At 68.0% G+C, this 21,626-nt stretch carries 20 protein-coding genes and 2 pseudogenes; 14 read left to right on the plus strand and 8 right to left on the minus strand.

All coding sequences use genetic code 11. The features are described from left to right. Positions 1-37 precede the first annotated feature (37 nt). From mca to GOAMI_RS00375, 4 genes are read left to right on the plus strand one after another with little or no spacing between them, the layout of a single operon-like run. Positions 38-934: a mycothiol conjugate amidase Mca gene (mca, locus tag GOAMI_RS00360; protein WP_006434390.1), complete on the plus strand. Its 897-nt coding sequence runs from the start codon at positions 38-40 to the stop codon at positions 932-934. Next, positions 934-1,326, plus strand: coding sequence for a hypothetical protein (locus GOAMI_RS00365; protein WP_006434391.1), 393 nt, complete (start codon positions 934-936; stop codon positions 1,324-1,326). Before mca ends, GOAMI_RS00365 begins: the two co-directional genes overlap by 1 nt. Next, positions 1,301-3,325, plus strand: coding sequence for a thioredoxin domain-containing protein (locus GOAMI_RS00370; protein WP_006434392.1), 2,025 nt, complete (start codon positions 1,301-1,303; stop codon positions 3,323-3,325). Before GOAMI_RS00365 ends, GOAMI_RS00370 begins: the two co-directional genes overlap by 26 nt. A 38-nt stretch (positions 3,326-3,363) precedes the next feature. Continuing rightward, entirely contained in the window at positions 3,364-3,888 is a 525-nt protein-coding gene (locus tag GOAMI_RS00375) for a TspO/MBR family protein (protein ID WP_040004470.1), read from the plus strand. Positions 3,889-3,915: 27 nt separating this feature from the next. Here GOAMI_RS00375 and rocD read toward each other — a convergent pair whose 3' ends face one another. Continuing rightward, on the minus strand, positions 3,916-5,130 hold the full coding sequence (gene rocD / locus GOAMI_RS00380; RefSeq protein WP_006434394.1) for an ornithine--oxo-acid transaminase: 1,215 nt from the start codon (positions 5,128-5,130) through the stop codon (positions 3,916-3,918). A gap of 96 nt (positions 5,131-5,226) precedes the next feature. Between rocD and GOAMI_RS00385 the strand changes: the two genes are divergently transcribed. Together GOAMI_RS00385 and GOAMI_RS00390 are read left to right on the plus strand one after the other, a co-directional pair. Further along, a complete protein-coding gene (locus GOAMI_RS00385; RefSeq protein WP_006434395.1) occupies positions 5,227-5,673 on the plus strand; it encodes an Lrp/AsnC family transcriptional regulator in 447 nt (148 codons plus the stop codon). A 255-nt stretch (positions 5,674-5,928) separates the two neighbouring features. Then, positions 5,929-7,017 (plus strand): 3-deoxy-7-phosphoheptulonate synthase, encoded by a 1,089-nt coding sequence (locus GOAMI_RS00390; protein ID WP_006434396.1) that lies wholly within the window; start codon positions 5,929-5,931, stop codon positions 7,015-7,017. Between the two features lie 3 nt (positions 7,018-7,020). Here the strand turns inward: GOAMI_RS00390 and GOAMI_RS00395 are convergent, their stop codons facing one another. Beyond that, entirely contained in the window at positions 7,021-8,643 is a 1,623-nt protein-coding gene (locus tag GOAMI_RS00395; RefSeq protein ID WP_006434397.1) for an alkaline phosphatase D family protein, read from the minus strand. Positions 8,644-8,856: 213 nt separating this feature from the next. Here GOAMI_RS00395 and GOAMI_RS00400 point away from each other — a divergent pair, with 213 nt between their 5' ends. Together GOAMI_RS00400 and GOAMI_RS00405 are read left to right on the plus strand one after the other, a co-directional pair. Then, positions 8,857-9,312 (plus strand): Hsp20/alpha crystallin family protein, encoded by a 456-nt coding sequence (locus GOAMI_RS00400; RefSeq protein ID WP_006434398.1) that lies wholly within the window; start codon positions 8,857-8,859, stop codon positions 9,310-9,312. A gap of 58 nt (positions 9,313-9,370) precedes the next feature. Then, positions 9,371-9,805 (plus strand): CBS domain-containing protein, encoded by a 435-nt coding sequence (locus tag GOAMI_RS00405; RefSeq protein ID WP_006434399.1) that lies wholly within the window; start codon positions 9,371-9,373, stop codon positions 9,803-9,805. 235 nt (positions 9,806-10,040) lie between these two features. Here the strand turns inward: GOAMI_RS00405 and GOAMI_RS00410 are convergent, their stop codons facing one another. The 3 genes from GOAMI_RS00410 to trhA form a co-directional block, all read right to left on the minus strand. Continuing rightward, positions 10,041-11,474: a PepSY-associated TM helix domain-containing protein gene (locus GOAMI_RS00410; RefSeq protein WP_051995341.1), complete on the minus strand. Its 1,434-nt coding sequence runs from the start codon at positions 11,472-11,474 to the stop codon at positions 10,041-10,043. A 144-nt stretch (positions 11,475-11,618) separates the two neighbouring features. Beyond that, on the minus strand, positions 11,619-12,161 hold the full coding sequence (locus tag GOAMI_RS00415; protein WP_006434403.1) for a hypothetical protein: 543 nt from the start codon (positions 12,159-12,161) through the stop codon (positions 11,619-11,621). 23 nt (positions 12,162-12,184) lie between these two features. Next, positions 12,185-12,859, minus strand: coding sequence for a PAQR family membrane homeostasis protein TrhA (gene trhA / locus GOAMI_RS00420; protein WP_006434404.1), 675 nt, complete (start codon positions 12,857-12,859; stop codon positions 12,185-12,187). Positions 12,860-12,974: 115 nt separating this feature from the next. On the opposite strand from trhA, the gene GOAMI_RS00425 reads away from it, so the two are divergent. Continuing rightward, positions 12,975-13,757 carry an isoprenyl transferase gene (locus GOAMI_RS00425; protein WP_006434405.1) on the plus strand — a complete coding sequence of 261 codons (783 nt, stop codon included), beginning with the start codon at positions 12,975-12,977 and terminating at the stop codon, positions 13,755-13,757. Here GOAMI_RS00425 and pdxR read toward each other — a convergent pair. Further along, a pseudogene (gene pdxR / locus GOAMI_RS00430) lies at positions 13,716-15,231 on the minus strand (MocR-like pyridoxine biosynthesis transcription factor PdxR). The gene GOAMI_RS00425 and the pseudogene pdxR overlap by 42 nt on opposite strands. Before the next feature lie 96 nt (positions 15,232-15,327). On the opposite strand from pdxR, the gene GOAMI_RS00435 reads away from it, so the two are divergent. Together GOAMI_RS00435 and GOAMI_RS00440 are read left to right on the plus strand one after the other, a co-directional pair. Next, on the plus strand, positions 15,328-16,122 hold the full coding sequence (locus GOAMI_RS00435; protein WP_006434407.1) for an SDR family oxidoreductase: 795 nt from the start codon (positions 15,328-15,330) through the stop codon (positions 16,120-16,122). After that, positions 16,119-16,606 (plus strand): annotated as a pseudogene (locus GOAMI_RS00440) (carboxymuconolactone decarboxylase family protein). Before GOAMI_RS00435 ends, GOAMI_RS00440 begins: the two are co-directional and overlap by 4 nt. A 2-nt stretch (positions 16,607-16,608) precedes the next feature. Here the strand turns inward: GOAMI_RS00440 and GOAMI_RS00445 are convergent. Next, entirely contained in the window at positions 16,609-17,772 is a 1,164-nt protein-coding gene (locus GOAMI_RS00445; RefSeq protein ID WP_006434410.1) for an acyl-CoA dehydrogenase family protein, read from the minus strand. Positions 17,773-17,799: 27 nt separating this feature from the next. On the opposite strand from GOAMI_RS00445, the gene GOAMI_RS22980 reads away from it, so the two are divergent. Further along, positions 17,800-17,970 (plus strand): hypothetical protein, encoded by a 171-nt coding sequence (locus tag GOAMI_RS22980; RefSeq protein ID WP_157228250.1) that lies wholly within the window; start codon positions 17,800-17,802, stop codon positions 17,968-17,970. Here the strand turns inward: GOAMI_RS22980 and coaA are convergent. Further along, positions 17,942-18,883, minus strand: a complete 942-nt coding sequence (coaA, locus tag GOAMI_RS00450) for a type I pantothenate kinase (RefSeq protein WP_006434411.1) — start codon at positions 18,881-18,883, stop codon at positions 17,942-17,944. The genes GOAMI_RS22980 and coaA overlap by 29 nt on opposite strands. 125 nt (positions 18,884-19,008) lie before the next feature. Here coaA and GOAMI_RS00455 point away from each other — a divergent pair, with 125 nt between their 5' ends. After that, complete coding sequence (locus GOAMI_RS00455; protein ID WP_006434412.1) at positions 19,009-20,229, plus strand: hypothetical protein; 1,221 nt, start codon at positions 19,009-19,011, stop codon at positions 20,227-20,229. Between the two features lie 34 nt (positions 20,230-20,263). After that, the gene (glyA, locus tag GOAMI_RS00460; RefSeq protein WP_006434413.1) at positions 20,264-21,571 is read left to right on the plus strand and encodes a serine hydroxymethyltransferase; all 1,308 of its coding nucleotides are present in this window, start codon (positions 20,264-20,266) and stop codon (positions 21,569-21,571) included. The last annotated feature ends 55 nt before the right edge of the window (positions 21,572-21,626 follow it).

A 21,626-nucleotide genomic window follows, 5' to 3' on the forward strand; every position in this document is an offset into this window, starting at 1 on the left:
TACCATGGGACGAGTAGCGATCCGAAGGTGAGGAACTGTGACCGAAACCCACGCCGACGACCCGCAGCCGGGTGTGTTCCGTCTGATGGCGGTCCACGCGCACCCCGACGATGAGTCGAGCAAGGGTGCGGCCACGTCCGCCAAATATGCGGCCGAGGGCAATGAGGTGCTCGTCGTCACCCTGACCGGTGGCGAGCGGGGCGACATCCTGAATCCGGCGATGGACCGTCCCGGCATCAAAGAGCGGATGTCCGAGGTCCGCCGCGAGGAGATGGCCAAAGCCGCCGAGGCACTCGGCGTGAAGCAGACCTGGCTGGGTTTCGTCGACTCGGGGCTGCCCGAGGGCGACCCGCTGCCGCCGCTGCCGGAGGGCTCGTTCGCGACCGTCCCGCTCGAGGAGGCCACGGAGGCACTCGTCCGCGTCGTCCGCGAGTTCCGTCCGCACGTGATGATCACCTACGACGAGCACGGTGGATATCCACACCCCGATCACATCCGCTGCCACGAGGTGTCGCTGGCGGCCTACGACCAGGCCGGGGAACCCGACGCGTTCCCCGGAACCGGTGAACCGTGGACGGTGTCGAAGATCTACTACACGCACGGGTTCATCCGCGATCGCATGGTCCTTTTCTCCGACGAGTTCGCGCGTCACGGCCAGGAGAGTCCGTTCGCCGAGTGGCTCAGCAAGTGGGATCCCAGTCGCGGTGACCTGATGGGCCGGGTGACCACCCAGGTGGAATGCGCCAAGTACTTCCCACAGCGTGACGATGCGCTGCGGGCCCATGCGACGCAGATCGACCCCAACGGCATGTTCTTCGCCGTACCGCTGGAGTGGCAGCAGCGACTGTGGCCGACCGAAGAGTTCGAGCTGGCCAAGACGCGCGTGAAGACGGCCCTGCCCGAAACCGATCTGTTCGCCGGAATCGAGGCGTGATGAACATCGACATCGTGAACAACGTGGACTTCGTGAACACCGTGACGGTCGTCGCGGCGGAGGAGCCGCAGGGACCGGAATTCGGCAAGTCGTCCCCGCTGGGGCTGCTCGTCATCCTGGTGTTGCTGGTCGGGACCGCGTTCCTGATCTGGTCGATGGGCCGTCAGCTCAAGAAGCTGCCCGAGTCCTTCGACACCGAGCACCCGGAAGCGGATCAGGCGTTCGACGAGGGCACCGATCCGTCCGGTCCGATCGCCGCTGCCTCGACCCCCGTCGACGCTGCACCCGATGGCGCTGTACCGGATGGCGCCGTACCCGACGACGCCGCATCCGGCGACCAGGACGCGACGAGCACGACCGGGACCGATGAGCGACGACCGGCGGACACCTGACGGGTCGTCGAACACGCTGGGCTCGGCGACGAGCCCATATCTCCGGCAGCACGCCGACAATCCGGTGCACTGGCAGGAGTGGTCCGACGCCGCGCTGAGCCGGGCACGCGACCGCGATGTGCCGGTCCTGTTGTCGGTCGGCTACGCGGCCTGCCACTGGTGTCATGTGATGGCACACGAGTCCTTCGAGGACGAGACCACCGCGGCCCAGATGAACCGTGACTTCGTCTGTATCAAGGTCGACCGGGAGGAACGTCCCGACATCGACGCCATCTACATGGCTGCCACCGTCGCGATGACCGGGCAGGGGGGCTGGCCGATGACCTGCTTCCTCACCCCCGATAGCGACCCGTTCTACACCGGCACCTACTACCCGCCCCGTCCGCGCGGGCAGATGCCGTCGTTCCGGCAGGTGTTGACCGCGGTCACCGAGGCGTGGACCCAGCGACGCGCCGACCTCGACGACACCGCCGCGAAGGTGCGCGAACACATTGTGGTGAACACCTCACCGCTACCCGCGGGAACCGTTCCGGTCGACGACCGGCTGCTGGCACACGGTGTCCGCACGGTGCTGGACGAGGAGGACCGTGAGCACGGCGGTTTCGGCGGCGCACCCAAATTCCCGCCCTCGGCTCTTCTCGACGCGCTGATCCGGCACACCGAACGCACCGGCGACACCGCCGCGATCGAGGCCGCCGGCCGGACCATGCACGCGATGGGTCGCGGCGGCATCTACGACCAACTCGGCGGGGGCTTCGCCCGCTACTCGGTCGACGCCGGATGGGTCGTGCCCCATTTCGAGAAGATGCTCTACGACAACGCACAGCTCTTACGTGCCTACGCGCACCTCGCGCGACGGACCGGAGATGCGCTCGCGCACCGCGTCGTCGAGGAAACGGTGACGTTCCTCCGACGGGATCTCCGGGTGCCGGGCGGGTTCGCCTCGTCGCTCGACGCCGATGCCGGCGGGGTGGAGGGCTCCACGTACGTGTGGACTCCGGACGAACTCGCCGAGGTGCTCGGGCCGGAGGCGGGACGTCGGGCCGCCGAGCTGTTCGTCGTGACCGAACAGGGCACTTTCGAACACGGGCGTTCGACGCTGCAGCTCCCGGCGGATCCGGAGGACCGCGACCGCCTCGGCACCGTGCGCGCCGCGCTGTTCGACGCCCGGGCGAGACGTGTCCAGCCCACCCGCGACGACAAGGTCGTCACCGCGTGGAACGCGATGACGATCACCGCGCTCGCCGAGGCGGGCGCCGGGCTGGGCGAGACCGGTTTCGTCGACGACGCGGTCCGCTGCGCCGATGAGTTGTTGCGCGGCCACCTGGTCGGTGGTCGGCTTCGGCGTTCGTCGCTCGGCGGTGCCGTGGGGGCCGACGGCGGACTCGACGACCATGCGGCCTTGAGTACGGCTCTTCTGACACTGTTCCAGGTCACCGGCGAGACCCGTTGGCTCGGAGCAGGATTGGGGTTGCTCGACACCGCGATCGAACTCTTCGCCGACCCGGAGGCGCCCGGCGCCTGGTTCGACGCCACGGGCGAAGGACTCATCGCCCGTCCTCGCGACCCGATCGACGGCGCCACTCCGTCGGGTGCGTCGCTGATGGCCGAGGCGCTGCTGACCGCGTCGATGCTCGCCGACCCGGAGAGGGCGGTCGGCTATGCAGAACTGTTGGAACACAGTCTGTCCCGTGCCTCGGTGATCGTCGCCAAGCTTCCGCGATCGGCGGGGCACTGGCTGTCGGTGATGTCGGCGCGGGTCGCCGGCCCCTTGCAGATCGCCGTCGCGCAGGGCCCGGCGTCGGATCAGGCGCTGACCCGAGCGTCCTGGGCGCATGTCCCCGGCGGCGCGGTCGTCGTCGCCGGTGAACCGGATTCGCATCCGCTGCTGGTCGCCTGCGGACCGGTCGGCGGACGCGACGCGGCCTACGTGTGCCGGGGAACGGTGTGCGGGCTTCCGGTCACGGATGAGGAATCACTCGCCGCGCAGCTGAGGTGATGCAGGTGTCGGATACCGCGTGACGGGTACTCGTGGCCATGCGCATCTCCACCCTGACCGGGACCTCACTCGCCACCGCCGCGGCCGGTGCCATCGGCAGCATCGTGACCAGGCCGGCGGTCGAGACCTGGTATCCGCGGCTGAAGAAACCTTCCTTCGTCCCGCCCGCCTGGGTGTTCCCGGTGGCCTGGACCGCCCTCTACACCGACATCGCGGTCACCTCGGCGGTCGCGATCGACGGCTTGGACGAATCCGCGGCAGGTGCGACGACGGGCGACGCGAAGAACGCCACGAAACAGGCGTACCTCGCCGCGCTCGGCGCCAACCTCGCGCTCAACGGGGCGTGGAGCTGGATCTACTTCGGTAAGGGGGCACTGGGCACTGCATCGGTGGCCGCGGCAGTCCTCACGGTCAGCAGCGCGGACCTCGCCCGACGCACCGGTGCAGTGAATGCGCCGGCCGGGGCCGCGCTCGCTGCCTACCCGGCCTGGTGTGCGTTCGCCACGGTGCTGTCCACGTCGACGTGGTGGCTCAACCGCGACCGCGACCTCGTGTCACGCTGACCCGGCCGCCCTCATCCGTTCAGCACTTCAGCACTTCAGCACTTCCGCGAATCGATCGACCGCCCAATCGATCTCCGGCACCGTGATGACGAGCGGAGGGGCGAGGCGCAGCGTCGAACCGTGGGTGTCCTTGGCCAGGACGCCATGCTCGGCGAGGCGTAGGCAGAAGTCCTTGCCGGTGCCGAGTGCTGGATCGAGGTCGATCCCCGCCCAGAGTCCGAGACCGCGGGTCGCGATAACACCGTGGCCGACGAATTCACCGAGACGCGTGTGCAGGTGGTTGCCGAGGTCGGTGGCGCGTCGCTGCCAGGTGCCCTCGGCGAGCATGTCGACGACGGTGTGACCGATCGCCGCGGCGAGTGGGTTCCCGCCGAACGTCGAGCCGTGCTGTCCGGGGTGCAGGACCCCGAGGATGTCGCTGTTCGCGACGACCGCGCTCACCGGCACGATCCCGCCGCCCAGCGCCTTGCCCAGCAGGTAGACATCGGGTTCGACGCCCCAGTGTTCGAGGGCGAAGGTCCGTCCCGTGCGGCCGAGGCCGGACTGGATCTCGTCGGCGATCAACAGCACGTCGGCGGCGGTGCAGAGAGCGCGTACTCGCGGCAGATAGTCGTCGGGCGGCACGATGATCCCGGCCTCACCCTGGATGGGCTCGACCAGGACACCGACGGTCGTCTCGTCGATCGCAGCGGCGAGTGACTCCACGTCGCCGTAGGGGACGCGTACGAAACCCGGTGTGTACGGACCGAATCCGTTGCGCGCGTCGGGGTCGTCGCTGAAGGAGATGATCGTCGTGGTGCGGCCGTGGAAGTTGCCGCCGGCGACGATGATCGTGGCGCGGCCGTCGGGCACGCCCTTGACGTCGTATCCCCATTTGCGGGCGACCTTGATCGCCGATTCGACGGCTTCGGCGCCGGTGTTCATGGGCAGCACCATCTCCTTGCCGCACAACTCGGCAAGTGCGGCGCAGAACGGTTCGAGCCGGTCCGAGCGGAACGCGCGGCTGGTGAGGGTGACTCGGTCGATCTGCTCGAGTGCTGCGGCGACGATCCGCGGATGCCGGTGTCCGAAGTTGACCGCCGAATAGGCGCCGAGACAGTCGAGGTGACGCTTGCCGTGGACATCGGTGATCCAGGCGCCTTCGGCGCTGGCCGCGGTTACCGGGATCGGCGAGTAGTTGTGTGCCACATGCGGTTCCACATCGTGGTCGGGTGGTTTCACGTCGTGGGGCATCAGCGTCATGAATCGAGGGTATCGTCGGACTCCGGTGCAAACAATCGCCGTGAATTGCGTATGGGCGCAACAAATCGCCGCGAATTCCCGGAAAGGGGACCTCTGTTGCGACACCTCGACGATCTCGATGAGAAGGTGCTTGCCTGCCTCACCCGCGACGCGCGGGCGACCTATGCCCAGATCGGCGACGAGGTCGGACTCTCGGCGCCCGCGGTCAAGCGGCGCGTCGACAGGCTCCTCGACGACGGGGTGATCCGGGGGTTCACCGCGATCGTCGATCCACACGCCATGCAATGGACCACGGAGGCCTATGTGCAGGTGTATTGCCGCGGCAACATCTCACCCGACGAGCTCAAGGCGTCGTGGGAACCGATCCCCGAGGTCGTCAGCGCGGCGACGATCTCGGGTCAGGCCGACGCCATCCTTCGGGTTCGCGCCCGCGATGTGCGCCACCTCGAGCAGGCACTCGAGCGCATCCGGGCCGCCGGTCCGGTGGACAGGTCCGAATCGATCATCGTGCTCAGTGAACTGATCGACCGGGGTCACCCCTGACACCCATGGCCATCCGTAGGAGAGCCCTGTGCTAGTGTTGTCGCCGTGATCAGCACCGTGCGCGCCTATTGGCGCTTTATCGAGGCTCCGGGTGGGGCCACGATGAAGCGCTGACCAAGCGCGCGCACGTAACACCCGGAGCCCGAGCAGCGACCATACGGTCGCTGCTCTTGTCGTTTTGAGCGGGGCTCCACCACTGAGAAGGCGTGCCCCGGTTTGACCACCGACAGGGCATGACCTCGAAAGGCACACATCGTGACCACGCTCCCGGATCTCTCGACGCGTACGGCCGAGCAAACCGAATCGACCTCCGATCGTCGGATCAAGTCCTTCCGTCCGATCCCGTCGCCGGACACCGTCCGCAGCGAGCTGCCGCTGACCGCGCGTCGTGCGCTCGCGGTTGCGCGGGACCGCGAGGAGATCGCCGACATCCTCGCCGGCCGCGACGAGCGCCTGCTCGTCATCGTCGGACCGTGCTCGGTCCATGATCCGATCGCCGCGATCGACTACGCCCGCCGTCTGGCACCGCTGGCCGAGGCCTACGCCGATCGCCTGAAGATCGTCATGCGGGTCTACTTCGAGAAGCCGCGGACCACGGTCGGCTGGAAGGGTCTCATCAACGACCCCGGCATGGACAACACCTTCGACGTGGAACGCGGCTTGCGGACCGCTCGATCACTGCTGCTCGACATCATCGACCTCGGACTGCCCGTCGGCTGCGAGTTCCTCGAGCCGACGAGCCCGCAGTACATCGCCGACGCCGTCGCCTGGGGTGCCATCGGCGCCCGCACCACCGAATCCCAGGTGCACCGCCAGCTCGCCTCGGGCCTGTCGATGCCGATCGGCTTCAAGAACGGCACCGACGGCAACGTCCAGGTCGCCATCGACGGGGTGAATGCCGCTGCGGCCGAACATGTCTTCTTCGGAGTGGACGACTTCGGCAATGGCGCGGTCGTCGAGACCGCCGGCAACGAGGACTGCCACATCATCCTTCGGGGCGGTACCCGCGGACCCAATTTCGACGCCGAGTCGATCGCGTCGGCCGCCGCGGCCCTCGAGAAGGCGGGCCTCCCGGCACGGGTGATGATCGACTGCTCGCACGCCAACTCCGGTAAGGATCACATCCGCCAGGCGGAGGTCGCCACCGAGATCGCGGCGACCCTGCGTGCGGCCCGGGAGGCCGGCGAGGCGTCGAACATCAGCGGCGTGATGCTGGAGAGCTTCCTCGAGCCCGGCGCCCAGTCGACGGACGCGACCCCGCTGGTGTACGGCAAGTCGGTCACCGACAAGTGCATGGGCTGGGAGGCCAGCGCCACCGTCCTCGACGTGCTCGCTCGCGCCTGACGGTCAGACGACGTCGACCTCGGCGGTCGCGTCGGGAATGGTGACGACGGCGCGGCGCCGCAGCGAGCCGCGTGGTGATCGCACCGACGGTGCCACGCGGAACTCGGCCTCCCACCGGTCGTGCTGTATGCGGTTGAGCAGGTAGCCGCGCTGGGAGTTGCCGAACCGCACATGCGGCGAGGCGGCCTTCAGCAGGCGGTCGCTGCCGTCGCTGTCCTCGCCGTCGCCGCCGGACGTGATCGACGTCGTGGCGAGTTCGACTCCGCGGGTGGGGGAGGCGTCGACATAGTCGGTCCGTAGGTCGGCGACGACGCTCCGGTGGATGTCGCCGGCAAGGGACACCAGGTTTCGTACGCCGCGGTGTGCCGCCCCGTCGAGGATGCGACGTCGCGATGACTCGTAGCCGCTCCACCCGTCCATGCTGACCGCCCGGGATTCGCCGCGGGCCAGGTCGGCCATCGGGACCTGCTGGGCGAGGACATCCCATCGAACGCGACTCGACGCCAGGCCGTCGAGGAGCCAGCGTTCCTGCCGCGGACCGAGGATCGTCCGCGACGGGTCCGCGGTTCGGGCGTTCTGCGGGCAGTCGTTGTCCCCGTTCACCTGATCGCTGCGGTGGCTGCGGGTGTCGAGGAGGTTGATCTCCGCGAGGTCGCCGAAGGTGAGGCGCCGGTGCGCGCGGATGAAGGTGCCGTCAGGTCGTGCGGTGGTCCGCACCGGGGTGTTCTCCCACCACGCCCGCAGCGCTCCGGCGCGGCGGACGGCGAATTCCGAGAGGGATGTCTTGTCCTCGGGAATCGTTGCGGCCCAGTTGTTGTCGACCTCATGATCGTCGAAGGAGATCACGAACGGCGACACCGCATGAGCCTGCTGCAGGTCGGGGTCGGTCTTGTAGAGGGCGTACCGTTCCCGATAGTCGTCGAGACCGACGGCCTCGCGTGCCGCCGACACCGGTCGCGCCGCACCGCGGCGGGCGTCACCCGGGATCGGCTTCTCGTAGATGTAGTCACCCAGGTGCAGCACCAGATCCGGTGCGTGCGCGGCCATGTCGGCGAAGGCGTGGTAGTAACCGTCCGCCCAGTTCTGACACGACGCCACCGCGATGGACAAGGCGCCGACGCGGGCGTGGGGAGCCGGGGCGGTGCGGGTCCGCCCGACCGGGGAGATCTCGCCGAGGGCACGAAAACGGTAGAAGTAATCGGCCGCGGGGGCGAGGCCACGCACGTCGATGTGGATGCTGTGACCCCACTCCGCGGTGGCGTGGGCGGCCCCGCGTCGGACGACTCGTGTCATCGACTCGTCCGCGGCGATCTCCCACTCGACGCGCACCGGACGTGAACCCATCCCGCCCAGTCGGGCGAACGGATTGCGCACCAGCCTCGTCCACAGCACGACGCCGTCCGGCAGGGGATCGCCGGAGGCGACTCCGAGGGAGAACACGCCGGCTGAATGCGCCGGGGAGGTCGCAGCAGGAGGAGCTCCGCCCAGCAGTCCCGGGGTGAAGGCCAGTCCCGTCACGAGTCCGGCCCAGGAGAGGAACCGGCGTCGGGAGGTGCCTGCCCGAAGGGTGAGGTCGGGGTCGCAGTGGAGTGTGGCCGGCGGTGTACCGGCCGGGGTTCCCGGCATGGCCTCAGCCGACCAGGATCACCTGACGTGGACGCCACCGAGAGGCGGCGGCAACGTGATGTTCGCGTGAAGAGAAGGCGAGGTGAAGAAGGCGAGGGTGGGACTGAGTCTGCAGTCCTTCGATGGATGACGGTTGGCCCTACCGCAACGTACTGATTCGGCATGCAATCAAGAGGTCAGTCATCTCGAATTCCCCTGTTTTCGGAGGTAGCCATGAGTATTCGATCAGCCCGCCGTCCCAACCCGTCGTGGCCGGCGTTGCCGGATTGGTCCGATCTGATGTCCCGATTCGAGTCCATGCCTCCATGGGGCTCCGGGGCAGGACGTCTGATCCGCGTCGAGGAACACCTCGATGAGGGCAAGTACACCCTGCGTGCCGAACTGCCCGGTATGGACCCGGACAAGAACTTCGACATCAGCGTCCGTGACGGGCGATTGACGATCAAGGCGGAACGCGAGGAGCGCAGCGAAGAAGGCACCCGGACGGAATTCCACTACGGGAGTTTCTATCGCTCCGTGCCGCTGCCCGAAGGTGCGAAGGAGGACGACATCGACGCGACCTATACCGACGGCATCCTCACCGTGACGATGCCGGTGGGCGAAGCGCCGTCTCCCGAGAAGCGTATCGAGATCAAGAGGAGCCCCGCCGAGGGCGGCGAGGGCAACTGACGGTGTAACGCCGATGACGGTGTAAAGCAGTTATTCACAATGAGTTTGGAGACATCTGATGACCACTGCACGCGACATCATGCATACCGGTGCGACCTGTATCGGTGAACACGACACCCTCGGCTCCGCAGCCAAGCTCATGCTTGAGCTCGATGTCGGGGCACTGCCGATCTGCGGCGACGACGATCGCCTCCAGGGCATCATCACTGATCGCGACATCGTCGTGAAATGTATTGCTGCCGAACGTGACCCGTCGACGATGACGGCGGGTGACCTGGCACAGGGCCGTACCTACCATGTCGATGCCGGCGCGGACGTCGAGCAGGTGATGCACATGATGGAGGAACACCAGATCCGTCGTGTCCCCGTACTCGAGGAACATCGTCTCGTGGGCATGATCAGCGAAGCCGATATCGCACGTCACCTACCGGAGAACGCGGTCGGGTCGTTTGTCGAAGCCATCTGCGCACCGACTGGGCGGCCCTCTTCCTGAACCGGCTGTCCGGTGTCGTCGTCGAAACCCGGGGAGGTGAGGAAGGATGCTCGATCAGATGATGCATATCTGTCACCACCTGATGATGTGGATGCACGGCATGGGGATGATGCCGCCGATGGACATGCACATGTGACCTGCTGAGCCGACTCCGCCGAGTGCACCCGCCCACACGATGCCCAGCACCCCCGGAGACGGGCGATCGGCCGCGTCCGGAGGTAGCTGGGCACTGTGTTCACAGAACCTGCGGTACCGTGAGTTGCTCGCCTGTAGGGATGTCTGCCCTGCGGCGTGGCCACCTCGAGATCACGGCATCGACGAGTACGAACACGGTCAGGCTGAGCCCGAGGAGGGGCAGGAACCAACCGATGGCGACCGCGATGACGATGACTGCCGTCGCGGATGGCGCCGGCAGCCGAAGTAACGCGCCACGGACCGGCGGACGGCCGACCGCGAGACGTCCCGACCGCCGTGGACGGCGTTGCCACCACATCTGGTAGCCGCGGATGATCAAGGCCAGCAAGGCGATCGACAACAGCAGAAGCACCAGCTGGTTGATCCAGCCGAACAGGATGCCCATGTGCAGGGCGATGCCCCAGTTCGTCAGCTGCGCCGCCAATGGCCAGTCGCCGAACCGGGATTCGTCCACGATGTGCGCGGTCGCGCCGTCGACGGCGACCCTGTCCGGGGTGAACTGCCACGGCTGACGCGTCTCGGTCACCGTGAACGCGGTGCCGGCGTCGGACGGCAGGGTCACGTCGACGGCGTCGTCGACACCCGCGGCCCGCGCCGCATCGAGAACGCGGTCGAGTTCGCCGATCATCGACGAGGCGTCCGGTTGTGGTTCGGCACCATGGTCGGCGTGGTGATCACCACGATCACCCACTGCGGTGACGACCGTGGGCGTCGTCCAGCTCAGCGCCGTCCGGAGTTCGGCCACGTTGTCGCCGGCGTACTTCGACCAGGTGAGCCCGGTGGCGGACAAGAACACCAATCCGACGACGAGCCACACTCCGATCACCCCATGGCGGTTGCGGGTCCGGTTCCGTCCGGTCGCCTGGGCGTCGAACGTCGCGAAGTGTTCCGCGGAACGGCGACGTCTCGCCTGTGAGATCCACAGTGCCAGACCGCCAAGAGCGACCACCCACAGCCAGGAGGCAGCGAGCTCGCTGTAGATCCGGCCGGGCTCACCGAGATGCAGGTTGCGATGCAGGCCGCTCAACCAGGCGCGCAACGGTAGGACGGCAGCACTGCCGTAGGAGACGAGCTCCCCTGTCGACTCCAGGGTGACCGGGTCGATGAAGACGGCCTGCCGTTCGGATTCGCCGAGCGTCGGGTCGTCGAACAGCACGCGGGTGGTGTCGCCGGGGGAGGCCGCCGGCCGCACCGCGGAGAGCGTCAGGTCGGGACGGAGCCGAACCGCGGCGCCGACCTGTTCGGCGACCGGTCGGGCGTCACCGGAGCTGGATGTGTGCAACTGGTCGCGGTAGACGACCTGTTCGAGGGACGGGGCGATCGCGTACAGGCCACCGGTGATCGCGGCGACGACGAGGAGGGGTGCGACGAACAACCCGGCGTAGAAGTGCAGTCGCCGTAAGAGCGGTTGCCAGCCCGATGGACGGGCGGGGGGTGAGCCGGCTGCCTCGGGAGTGTCGGGTGGATCGGACATGACCGGAGAAGAAGAGTGGGGCACGGGCCCGCCTTTCGATGATGACGGCGCGCGGCAGCCACGACGATGATCGGTCAGTCGGTGACCGCCGGGTATACGCGCCGACCGGCCCGCTGGATCAGCGGGTCGGTGAGAGATGGATGGTCAGCCGGCCATCAGCGGCGGGCCCCGGGTGTCCAGGGCGGCAACGGCGCGGAGACTCCGGCGCGCGTCGGAGACAGCGAAGAGACGATCGAGCCTCGGCGCCTCGACGGTCGGCGGGTCGAGAACCTGCCGGAGAGCGGCGACGATCGTGGTCAGGACGGCGGGGATCGCGGTCTCTCCGACGCGGATCGCGACAGCGCCCACGACCGTGACGCCGAGGTGCACGGCGGCCATCGTCGGTGTCACGGCGGCGACGCCATGGTGTCCGTGAGCGGTTGCATCGTCGAGCGTGGTCAACGAGAGGTGGGCGACCACCTGGCCGAAGGCGAGACACGCCGAGGTCGTGAACCAACCCGCCGGGCGACGGAGTGTCGTGCCGACGGTCTCGCCGAGTACTACGCATGCGGCGACCATCACCAGCAGCGACGAGGTGCCGGGCACTGCGCCGCCGGCCATCCCGTGTGCGGCGATGCCCGTGCTCGCGGACAGCGCGCCGACTGCGCATCCGCGCAATCTGTTCACGGTCTGCTGGGCCGGGTTCACCGCCGGATCATAGCCGGAGGTTCTTATCCCGCGACGACCAGCCAGGCAGCGGCGTAGTGCAGTATCGCGGCAACCGCGGTGCAGAGGTGGAAGACCTCGTGGTGGCCGAACGTGCGCGGCCACGGGTCGGGCCAGCGGGCGGCGTACAGCACGCCGCCGAGACTGTAGAGCACTCCGCCGAGTGCCAGCAGGATCATGACGAGGTAGCCCGTCTGGGCGACGAGTGCGGGCGCGACCACGACGATCACCCAGCCGAGCAGGATGTAGAGCGTGACGCCCAGCCAGCGGGGAGCGCCCGGCCACAGGATCTTCAGCAGCGATCCGCCGAGCGCGCCCGTCCACACGATGCCGAGCACCCACCAGCTGACCGGGGACGGTAGTCCGAGGGCACAGAACGGTGTGTAGGTGCCGGCGATGAACAGAAAGATCATCGCGTGATCGGCGCGCTTCATCCGGATACGCGCCCGCGCCGTCTTCCACGGGATTCGGTGGTAGGTGGCACTGACGGTGAACAGCCCGACCACGGTGACGGCGTACACCGCGCATGTCAGCGCGGCGACGGCACCGTCGAGGATCGCGGCCCCGATGACCAGCGCGAGGCCGGCGACCGCTGCCACATACGCGGAGTAGTGGTGGATCACGCCGCGAAGACGGGGGCGATCGTTCACGTCCAGGGGCGGGCTCGGCAGTGTGTTCACAAAACCTACGGTACCGTAAGTTACTCGTGTGTAGGGATGGTTGCGGACGTCGGCGGGGTCATCCTGCTCGCACCCCGACGCGTAAGGTGTCCCACGTGACACGAGGCCGCGAAGGATGAAGCTGCTGCCGGATCGGGTGCGCCGACCAGTTCTCACCATCTACGAACGTAGACTCGTCCAACTCCTCGACACCCAACGCCTACCTCGGCATGTCGCGATCATCTGCGACGGCAACCGGCGCTGGGCGCGCGAGGCCGGATTCGAGGACGTCAGCCACGGACATCGGGTGGGTGCCCAGCGGATCGCCGACATGCTCGGCTGGTGTGCGGGTCTGGGCATCGAGGCCGTCACCATCTATCTGCTCTCCACCGAGAACCTGAACCGGTCGTCGGACGAACTCGACGCACTGCTGGAGATCGTGCCCGACATCGTCGACGAGATCTCCTCGCCGGACGGGGACTGGTGCATCCGCATCGTCGGCACGCTCGACGCCCTGCCGGACGCCGTCCGCCGGCGACTGCGGGCCGCAGCCGAGCGCACCTCCGAACGGAACGGCATGAACGTGAACGTCGCCGTCGGGTACGGCGGCCGGCAGGAGATCGTCGACGCGGTGCGAGCGCTGCTCGACGAGCAGCGTGCCGCCGGGGCGACGCCGGAGGAGATGATCGAGGCGGTCACCGTCGAGGCGATCGACGCGAACCTCTACACCAAGGGACAGCCCGATCCCGACCTGGTGATCCGGACCTCCGGAGAACAGCGACTGTCGGGATTCCTGTTGTGGCAGAGCGCATATTCGGAGATCTGGTTCACCGACGCATACTGGCCCGAGTTCCGCCGCGTCGATTTCCTCCGTGCGCTACGGGACTACTCGGCGCGCAGCAGGCGATACGGCAAGTAGGTCGCGCAGCGCCTGAAGGTCGGTCGTGAAGGTCGACGCCGCGGGGGGTTCCGAATCCGACGACCAGACCGCCGTTGGGCAGCGGGTCGGCGTCGGGATGGCGGAACAACGACAGTCCGACGACACCGATCCCGCGTCCGAATGCCTGGTGGACCAGGGTGTGCTCGTCCGCGTGGCCGACGGGGACGACCGCGTGCAGTCCGGCCGCGATCCCCGGTACCTCGAATCCGCTCGCGCTGACCGCGTCGACGAGTGCGTCGCGGCGCTGTCGATAGAACTGCCGGCTCCGGCGGATGTGTCGGTCGTAGGCGCCGGAGTCGATCAGGTCCGCGAGGATCAGCTGATCGACGATGCTCGCATCCGGTTCCCGCAGTCCTTTGGCGCCCAGCACGATGTCCACCAGCCTCGGTGGCAGGGCGAGCCAGCCCGCGCGGACGGCAGGGGAGAGGCTCTTGCTCATCGACCCCGCATGGATGACGACATCCGGACCGAGCGCCTGCAGTGCGCCGACGGGGTCACGGTCATAACGGAACTCGCCGTCGTAGTCGTCCTCGACGATGATCGCACCGGTGCGACGCGCCCACTCGATGACCTGCATGCGTCGTGCCGGGGACAGGGCGACCCCGGTCGGGAACTGATGGCTCGGGGACAGCAGGACCGCCGAGGCGTCGCTGCGCTCGAGTTCGTCGATCACCATGCCCTCGTCGTCGACGGGGATCGGGATCACCCGGGTGCCGCCGCGCTCGACCGCCTGCCAGTGGAAGGGCAGGCCGTGGCTCTCGACCGCGAGTGAGTCTCCGAACACGTTGCGCGACAGCAACTCCAGTGCGGACTGTACGGCGGTGCCGAGCACGATCCGGTCGGCGCTCGTACGAACACCGCGGGTGCGGCTCAGGTATCCGCTCAGGGCGCGGCGGAGTTCCGGTCGGCCCTGCGGGTGTGACGGAGCGAAGGCCTCGTCGCCGACACCGGTGAGTACCCGACGGGTGGCGCGGATCCAGTCGGTCCGCGGGAACATGCTCGCGCACGGTTGACCGAGCGAGAAGTCGTGCGGGAATCGGAAAGTGGTGGGCGTCGCGGGTTCCTCGCCGACGATCTGGGTGTCGGTGGGGTTCACGGCGGTGTCGGGGTGTGCCGCGCCGTCGGCCACTCGCGTGGACGAGCCCTGGCGAGCGGTCAGCCAGCCCTCGGCGATCAGCTCCTGATACACGGTCGACACCGTGCCGCGGGCCAGTCCGAGGTCGGCAGCAAGTGAACGATAGGGCGGCAGTGCGGTGCCGGCGGGCAGGCGTCCGTCGAGAATGGCCGAGCGCAACGCCTCCGTGAGTGTTCGACGCAGCGTCGCACCCCGGCCGCGGGCACTCGCCTCGGGGTCCGGCTGCAGGTCGAGAAACAGGTCGGCGCCGAGCCGCGCGGCGACCTCCGCCCAGGGATCGGGAGGGGTAACGCTCGAATTGACTCCGGTTTCTTCCATCGGATTGGACCACTTTCTTGTGCTAATCCCGAACTAGCGTAAGTCCTGAACAGGTGAACAGACACAGAGGCCGACGATGTCGGCGAGGAGGGCGAGATGAAGATCGTGGTGGTCGGAGCTAGCGGAGAACTGGGCAACCGGGTTGCGGACATCCTCGCCGAGCGCGGCAATGAGGTGGTGCGGGCGAACCGGGGGACCGGGGTCGATGCCTATACCGGTGACGGTCTGGCCCAGGCGCTGTCCGGGGCCGACACGGTGGTCGACTGCCTCAGCCTCGAGACGCTGAGTGCGAAGAAGGCCGTCGACTTCTTCCGGACGACGGCGCACAACATCGGCAGGGCCGCCGCCGCAGCCGCGGTCGGGCACGTCGTCGTCGTCTCCATCGTCAACGCCTACGATCCGGCGGTTAACGCGAAATTCGGTTACTACCAAGGCAAAGCGGCCCAGGAGGCCGCGTACCGCGATGTCGTCGACCCGGCGTCGCTGACCATCCTGGCCTCGGTGCAGTGGTTCGAACTCGCCGAACAGATGATGGGGAGAATGGCTTTCGGCCCCGTCGCGGTCGTACCGAAGATGTGGTGCCGTCCCGCGGCCGCGGGGGATGTGGCGAAGGTGGTCGCGGACACGGCAACCGCGGCGCCTGTCCCCGCGAACGGGGGAGGGGTCCGCAGGATCGAGGTCGCCGGGCCCGCCGAGATGGGTCTCGTCGAGGTGGCGAAAGCCGTTGCGGCAAGGCGGGGCTCGCCACGCTGGGTTCTCGGGGCGCCTGTCGGCGGGCCGGCGATCCGCGGCGGGGGACTGGTGCCGGCGAACCCCGACGTGGTCACCCCGACCACACTCGAGCAGTGGCTGGCCCGCCGCGCCGACGCTTCCGCGGGCAGCGCACGATGAGTGTTCGCACGCGCCCGTCGACACGCATGTGGATTCCGCGGGACAATCCCGCCGTCTACAAGGCGCTGGTCGCCCTGCAGCGGGTGTCGTCGGCGGGTGTCGACGCGGAGATCGGCGAGCTGATCTCGATGCGGGTGTCGCAGCTGAACGGCTGCGCCTACTGCTTGCACATGCACGCCGGGACGCGCTGGCCGCGCAGATCGACCCGCACAAGTTGCTGATGCTTCCGGCATGGCCTGAGGCCGGGGCGGTCTTCGACGCACGCGAACGCGCGGTCCTCGCGCTCGCCGAACAGCTGACACTGCTCGGCGACCGTGAGGTCACCGACGGCGTATTCGACGACGTGCGAGCGCATTTCGACGCCGTCGAGACCGGGCAGCTCGTGGCCGCGATCGCGATGATCAACACCTGGAACCGGATCGCGATCGCCGGCGGCTACCCGGCCGGGCTCGACGAGCGGCGTGCGTCGGTGACCGCCGGCTGACACTAGACCATGGCGAACGGGGAGATCTCCATGCCGATCTCGAGAGATGCCGCGATCTCCCGGATCTCGTCGTAATCGAAGACGACGTGACCGGCCAGGACGTCGACGTCTCGGCGTGCACGCTGCATCGGGTGGTCGAGAAAGTGCACACTGGCACCCGAAGCCTCGAGCAGGGTGCCGATCACCGCTCTCGACTCGTTCACGATCCGGGCTGCGGCGAGGCGTGCCTGCGCACGCGTGCGGATGTCGACCGTCTCTCCGGCAGCCAGCTTTCCGTCGATGGTCGTGGTGGTCTCCGCGAGCAGACCACGGAGGGCCTGTAGTCGGATTCGCGCGTCTCCCAGCCGAATTCGGGACGCAGGCTTGTCCTTCTGCTTGACCATCTGGTAAGCGAGGACCCGTTCGGAGAGTCGTGCTGCGTACATGTCGGCGACCCGTTCGGCCGTACCCAGTGCGGGCATCGCGGCCAGCAGGGCGAGGGCGGGCACCATCGGCCAGCGATACGAGTGGTTGTCGTGCAGCGATGCGCCAGGTGTCTTGCCTGCGTACAGATCCCGGACCCGGACGGTGCCATGGGCGGGTACGAAGGCGTTCTCGATCACCACGTCGTTCGAACCGGTCGCCCGCATGCCGTCGGTGTGCCAGACGTCGTCGACTCGTGCGTCGCTGATCGGCAACAGCGCGAGAATCGCGTCCGGTCGGTCGCCGGTGACGATGGCGCCCACCATCACCCAGTCGGCCGCCATGATCCCGGTGGCCCACGACCAGCGTCCGGATACCGAGAAACCGGCACCCCGGGGCTCCGCGGTGCCGGTCGGCGCCAGCGGTGCCGGTGCGAGGTATGGGCGATCGGCGAACGCCTCCTTCTGTGCCTCCTCGCCGAACAGTGCGGTGATCCAGCCGTGCAGCGTGTAGAAACCCAGCGTCCAGGCACTCGACGTGCATCCGTGTGCCAGGCGTCGGACGTGGTCGAGGATCTCGGGGAACGGGGCTTCGAGTCCGCCGAACCGTTTGGGGATCAACAGATCCAACAGGCCGGAGTCGGTCGCGTCCCGGATCGTCTCGGCGGGCAGTTGCCGTAGATCCTCTGCGCGACCGGCGCGCTCGGCCAGCGAGGCGATGAATTCGTCGGTGATCGTGACCGTTCCGGATGTCGGGGTGTCCACGGGCCGAAACGTAACATACGAAAAAGGATGGGCGGCCTGGACCGAAAGACCGCATCGATCCGGGCGACCTGGATCTTCGCGATGGGTATCGGTGCCCTGCACCTGTCCAACAGCGAGGCGGACCGGGCGTCCGCCGGCCGCAACAGCGCCGAACTGGTGGACCTGATGCTCACAGCTTCCGCAGGCGCACCCGGTTGATGGAGTGGTCGACGTCCTTGCGGAGGACCAGCGAGGCCCGTGGCCGGGTGGGCAGGATGTTCTCGATCAGGTTCGGCCGGTTGATGGAGGTCCACAGGTCCCGGGCCGCGGCCGTCGCCTGCTTGTCGGTGAGCGAGGCGTAGGCGTGGAAGTGGGAGTCCGGGTTGGCGAAGGAGGTGGTCCGCATCTGCAGGAACCGGGAGATGTACCACTCCTCGATGTCCTCGATCCGGGCGTCGACGTAGATGGAGAAGTCGAAGAGATCCGACACCATCAGGGTCGGGCCGGTCTGCAGGACGTTGAGCCCCTCGAGGATGAGGATGTCGGGCTGCCGCACATAGTGATAGACGTTCGGCACGATGTCGTAGGCGAGGTGGGAGTACACCGGCGCGGCGACCTCGCGAGCACCCGACTTCACCTCGGTCACGAACCTGAGCAGCGCGCGCCGGTCGTAAGATTCGGGAAAACCCTTGCGGTGCAATATGCCCCGACGCTGCATCTCCGCTGTCGGGAGCAGGAAGCCGTCGGTGGTGATGAGGTCGACCTTCGGATGTGACTCCCACCGGGCGAGCAGGGCCGCGAGCACGCGCGCGGTCGTCGACTTGCCGACGGCGACACTGCCCGCGATGCCGATGACGAACGGGACCTGCCGGTTGACCTGGCGTTCGCCGAGGAAGGTCGAGGTGGCCGCGAACAGTCGTTGGCGCGCAGCGACTTGCAGGTGGATCAGACGTGACAGGGGAAGGTAGACGTCGGCGACCTCGTCGAGGTCTATCTGCTCACCGAGACCCACGAGCTCGGCGAGCTCGGACTCGTTCAGCACGAGGGGCATCGACTCACGCAGTTCGCGCCACTGCCGGCGGTCGAGTTCCAGGTACAGGCTGGGGTCCCGATCACTGGCATTGCGAGCCATCAGCGCTGCTCCGGGGTCGTGGTACGCGCGGCTGCCCGGGTCGTCATGCGTAACAGCTTAGGGCCCATCCCTGGCTGCGACGCGGTGGGTCCACGCGGTGAGTCTGCTCGCGGTAACGTGCCGGTATGCCGGCCGACCACGCGAACCCCGACCTCGTCACCGACTACCTGCGGCTGGGGCTGGCGTTCGATCGGCTCGAAGAAGGCTTCGTCGACGCGTTCACCGGCGACCCGGCGGTGCGCGCCGAGATCGCCAACGGACCCGCACCCGACCCGGCGCAGCTGGCCGCACAGGCGCGAGCCCTGCGCGCCGACCTTCCCGGTGATCTCCCCGCGGACCGGGCGGAATTCATCGGTGCCCACCTGCGCGCGCTCGAATGTTCGGCGCGCAAGTTCGCCGGCGACGACGTCTCGTTCGTCGACGAGGTCAGCGCCTATTTCGACGTCGACATCGCCCTCGCCGACGCCGACCGTTACCGGCAGGCCCACACGGAACTGGCCGAGGCGCTCGGCATCGGCGACGCCACCGGTACCGAGCTGCGGGACGCCTACGCCGCGCATCGTCGTGCCGACGAGATCCCCGCCGAGAAGGTCGACGAATGCGTCCGGGCGTTCAGTGGTGCCCTCCGGGAACGTGTACGCGCGCAATACCCGTTGCCGGACAACGAGATCGTCGACTTCGAGGTCGTCACCGACAAACCGTGGTCGGGGTTCAACTACTACCTCGGCGACTACCGGTCCCGGGTCGCGATCAACGTCGACCTCACGCAGCACATGTCGTCGCTTCCGCACCTGATCGCTCACGAGGCCTACCCCGGCCACCACACCGAGCACTGCCGCAAGGAACAGTTGCTCGTCGGCGCCGGCCAGCACGAGCAGTCGATCTTCCTCGTCAACACCCCGCAGTGCCTCATGGCCGAGGGACTCGCCGACCACGCCCTGACCGCCATCATGGGCATGGACTGGGGGTTCTGGGCACAGGAGATCTACGCCGACCTCGGTCTGCGCTTCGACGCCGACCGGGCGATGCGCATCGGACGCGCCACCTCCGGACTCCTGACCGTCCGACAGGATGCGGCCCTGATGCTGCACGACCAGCACGCCGGCGCCGACTCCGTGGCCGACTTCCTCCAGACGTGGTTGCTCGCGCCGCCCGAGCGGACCCGCCAGATGCTGCGGTTCCTCACCTCGCCGCTGTGGCGTGCATACATCAGCACCTACGTCGAGGGTTACCAGCTGCTCGAGAGCTGGCTCGACGCCGCCGGCGACCGCGCCGCGGCCTTCGGGCGGTTGCTCGACGAACCTCTCATCCCGGCGAGCCTGCGGCGTGAGCTGGTGCCGGGTTAGGGGATGAGTAGGGGGGCTCCCTAGACTTGACGACATGACCGCGAACTCGTCATCCGTGAACTCGATGTCCCTGGCGGAGCTCGACCCCGACGTCGCCGCCGCGATGAACGGCGAACTCAGCCGTCAGCGGGACACTCTCGAGATGATCGCCTCGGAGAACTTCGTGCCGCGCGCGGTGCTGCAGGCGCAGGGCAGCGTGCTCACCAACAAGTACGCCGAGGGTTACCCGGGACGCCGCTACTACGGCGGCTGTGAGTACGTCGACGTGGTCGAGGACATCGCCCGCAACCGTGCCAAGGAACTGTTCGGCGCCGACTTCGCCAACGTCCAGCCCCACTCGGGTGCGCAGGCCAACGCGGCCGTGCTGCAGGCCCTGATGGAGCCGGGGGAGACCATGCTCGGTCTCGACCTCGCCCACGGCGGTCACCTCACGCACGGCATGCGACTCAACTTCTCCGGCAAGCTCTACGAGAACGCCTTCTACGGCGTGAACAAGGAGGACTTCCGCATCGACATGGACGAGGTGCGCAAGATCGCCCTCGACGTCAAGCCGAAGGTCATCGTCGCCGGCTGGTCCGCCTACCCGCGCACCCTCGACTTCGAGGCGTTCCGCTCGATCGCCGACGAGGTCGGCGCCCACCTCTGGGTCGACATGGCGCACTTCGCCGGACTCGTCGCCGCCGGTCTGCACCCGTCGCCGGTCCCGCACGCCGACGTCGTCAGCTCGACCGTGCACAAGACACTCGGCGGCCCCCGCTCCGGCATCATCCTCGCCAAGCAGGAATGGGCCAAGAAGCTCAACTCGGCGGTGTTCCCCGGCCAGCAGGGTGGGCCACTCATGCATGCGATCGCCGGCAAGGCCGTCGCACTGAAGATCGCCGGCACCGAGGAATTCGCCGACCGTCAGCGTCGCACCCTCTCCGGTGCGAAGCTCCTCGCCGACCGCCTCACCGGTGAAGACGTCGCCAAGGCAGGCGTGTCGGTCCTGACCGGCGGCACCGATGTCCATCTCGTGCTCGTCGACCTGCGCAACAGCGACCTCGACGGACAGCAGGCCGAGGATCTGCTCCACCAGGTCGGCATCACCGTCAACCGCAATGCGGTGCCGTTCGACCCGCGCCCGCCGATGGTCACCTCGGGTCTTCGCATCGGAACGCCCGCGCTGGCCACCCGTGGCTTCGGCGACGAGCAGTTCGTCGAGGTCGCCGACATCATCGCCACGGCGCTCGCCGCCGGTTCGTCGGCCGACGTCTCGACGCTGCGCGGCCGTGTCTCGAAGCTCGCCCTCGACTTCCCGCTCTACGAGGGACTCGAGGAGTGGGGGCTGATGAGTCGGATCTGACTCGGCTCGGATCTGACCTGGATTGCCCACCGTCGAGCGGGCTCCGTATCCTTGC

The sequence above is a fragment of the Gordonia amicalis NBRC 100051 = JCM 11271 genome (genome assembly GCF_000332995.1).
In the GTDB taxonomy this organism is placed as follows: Bacteria; Actinomycetota; Actinomycetes; order Mycobacteriales; family Mycobacteriaceae; genus Gordonia; species Gordonia amicalis.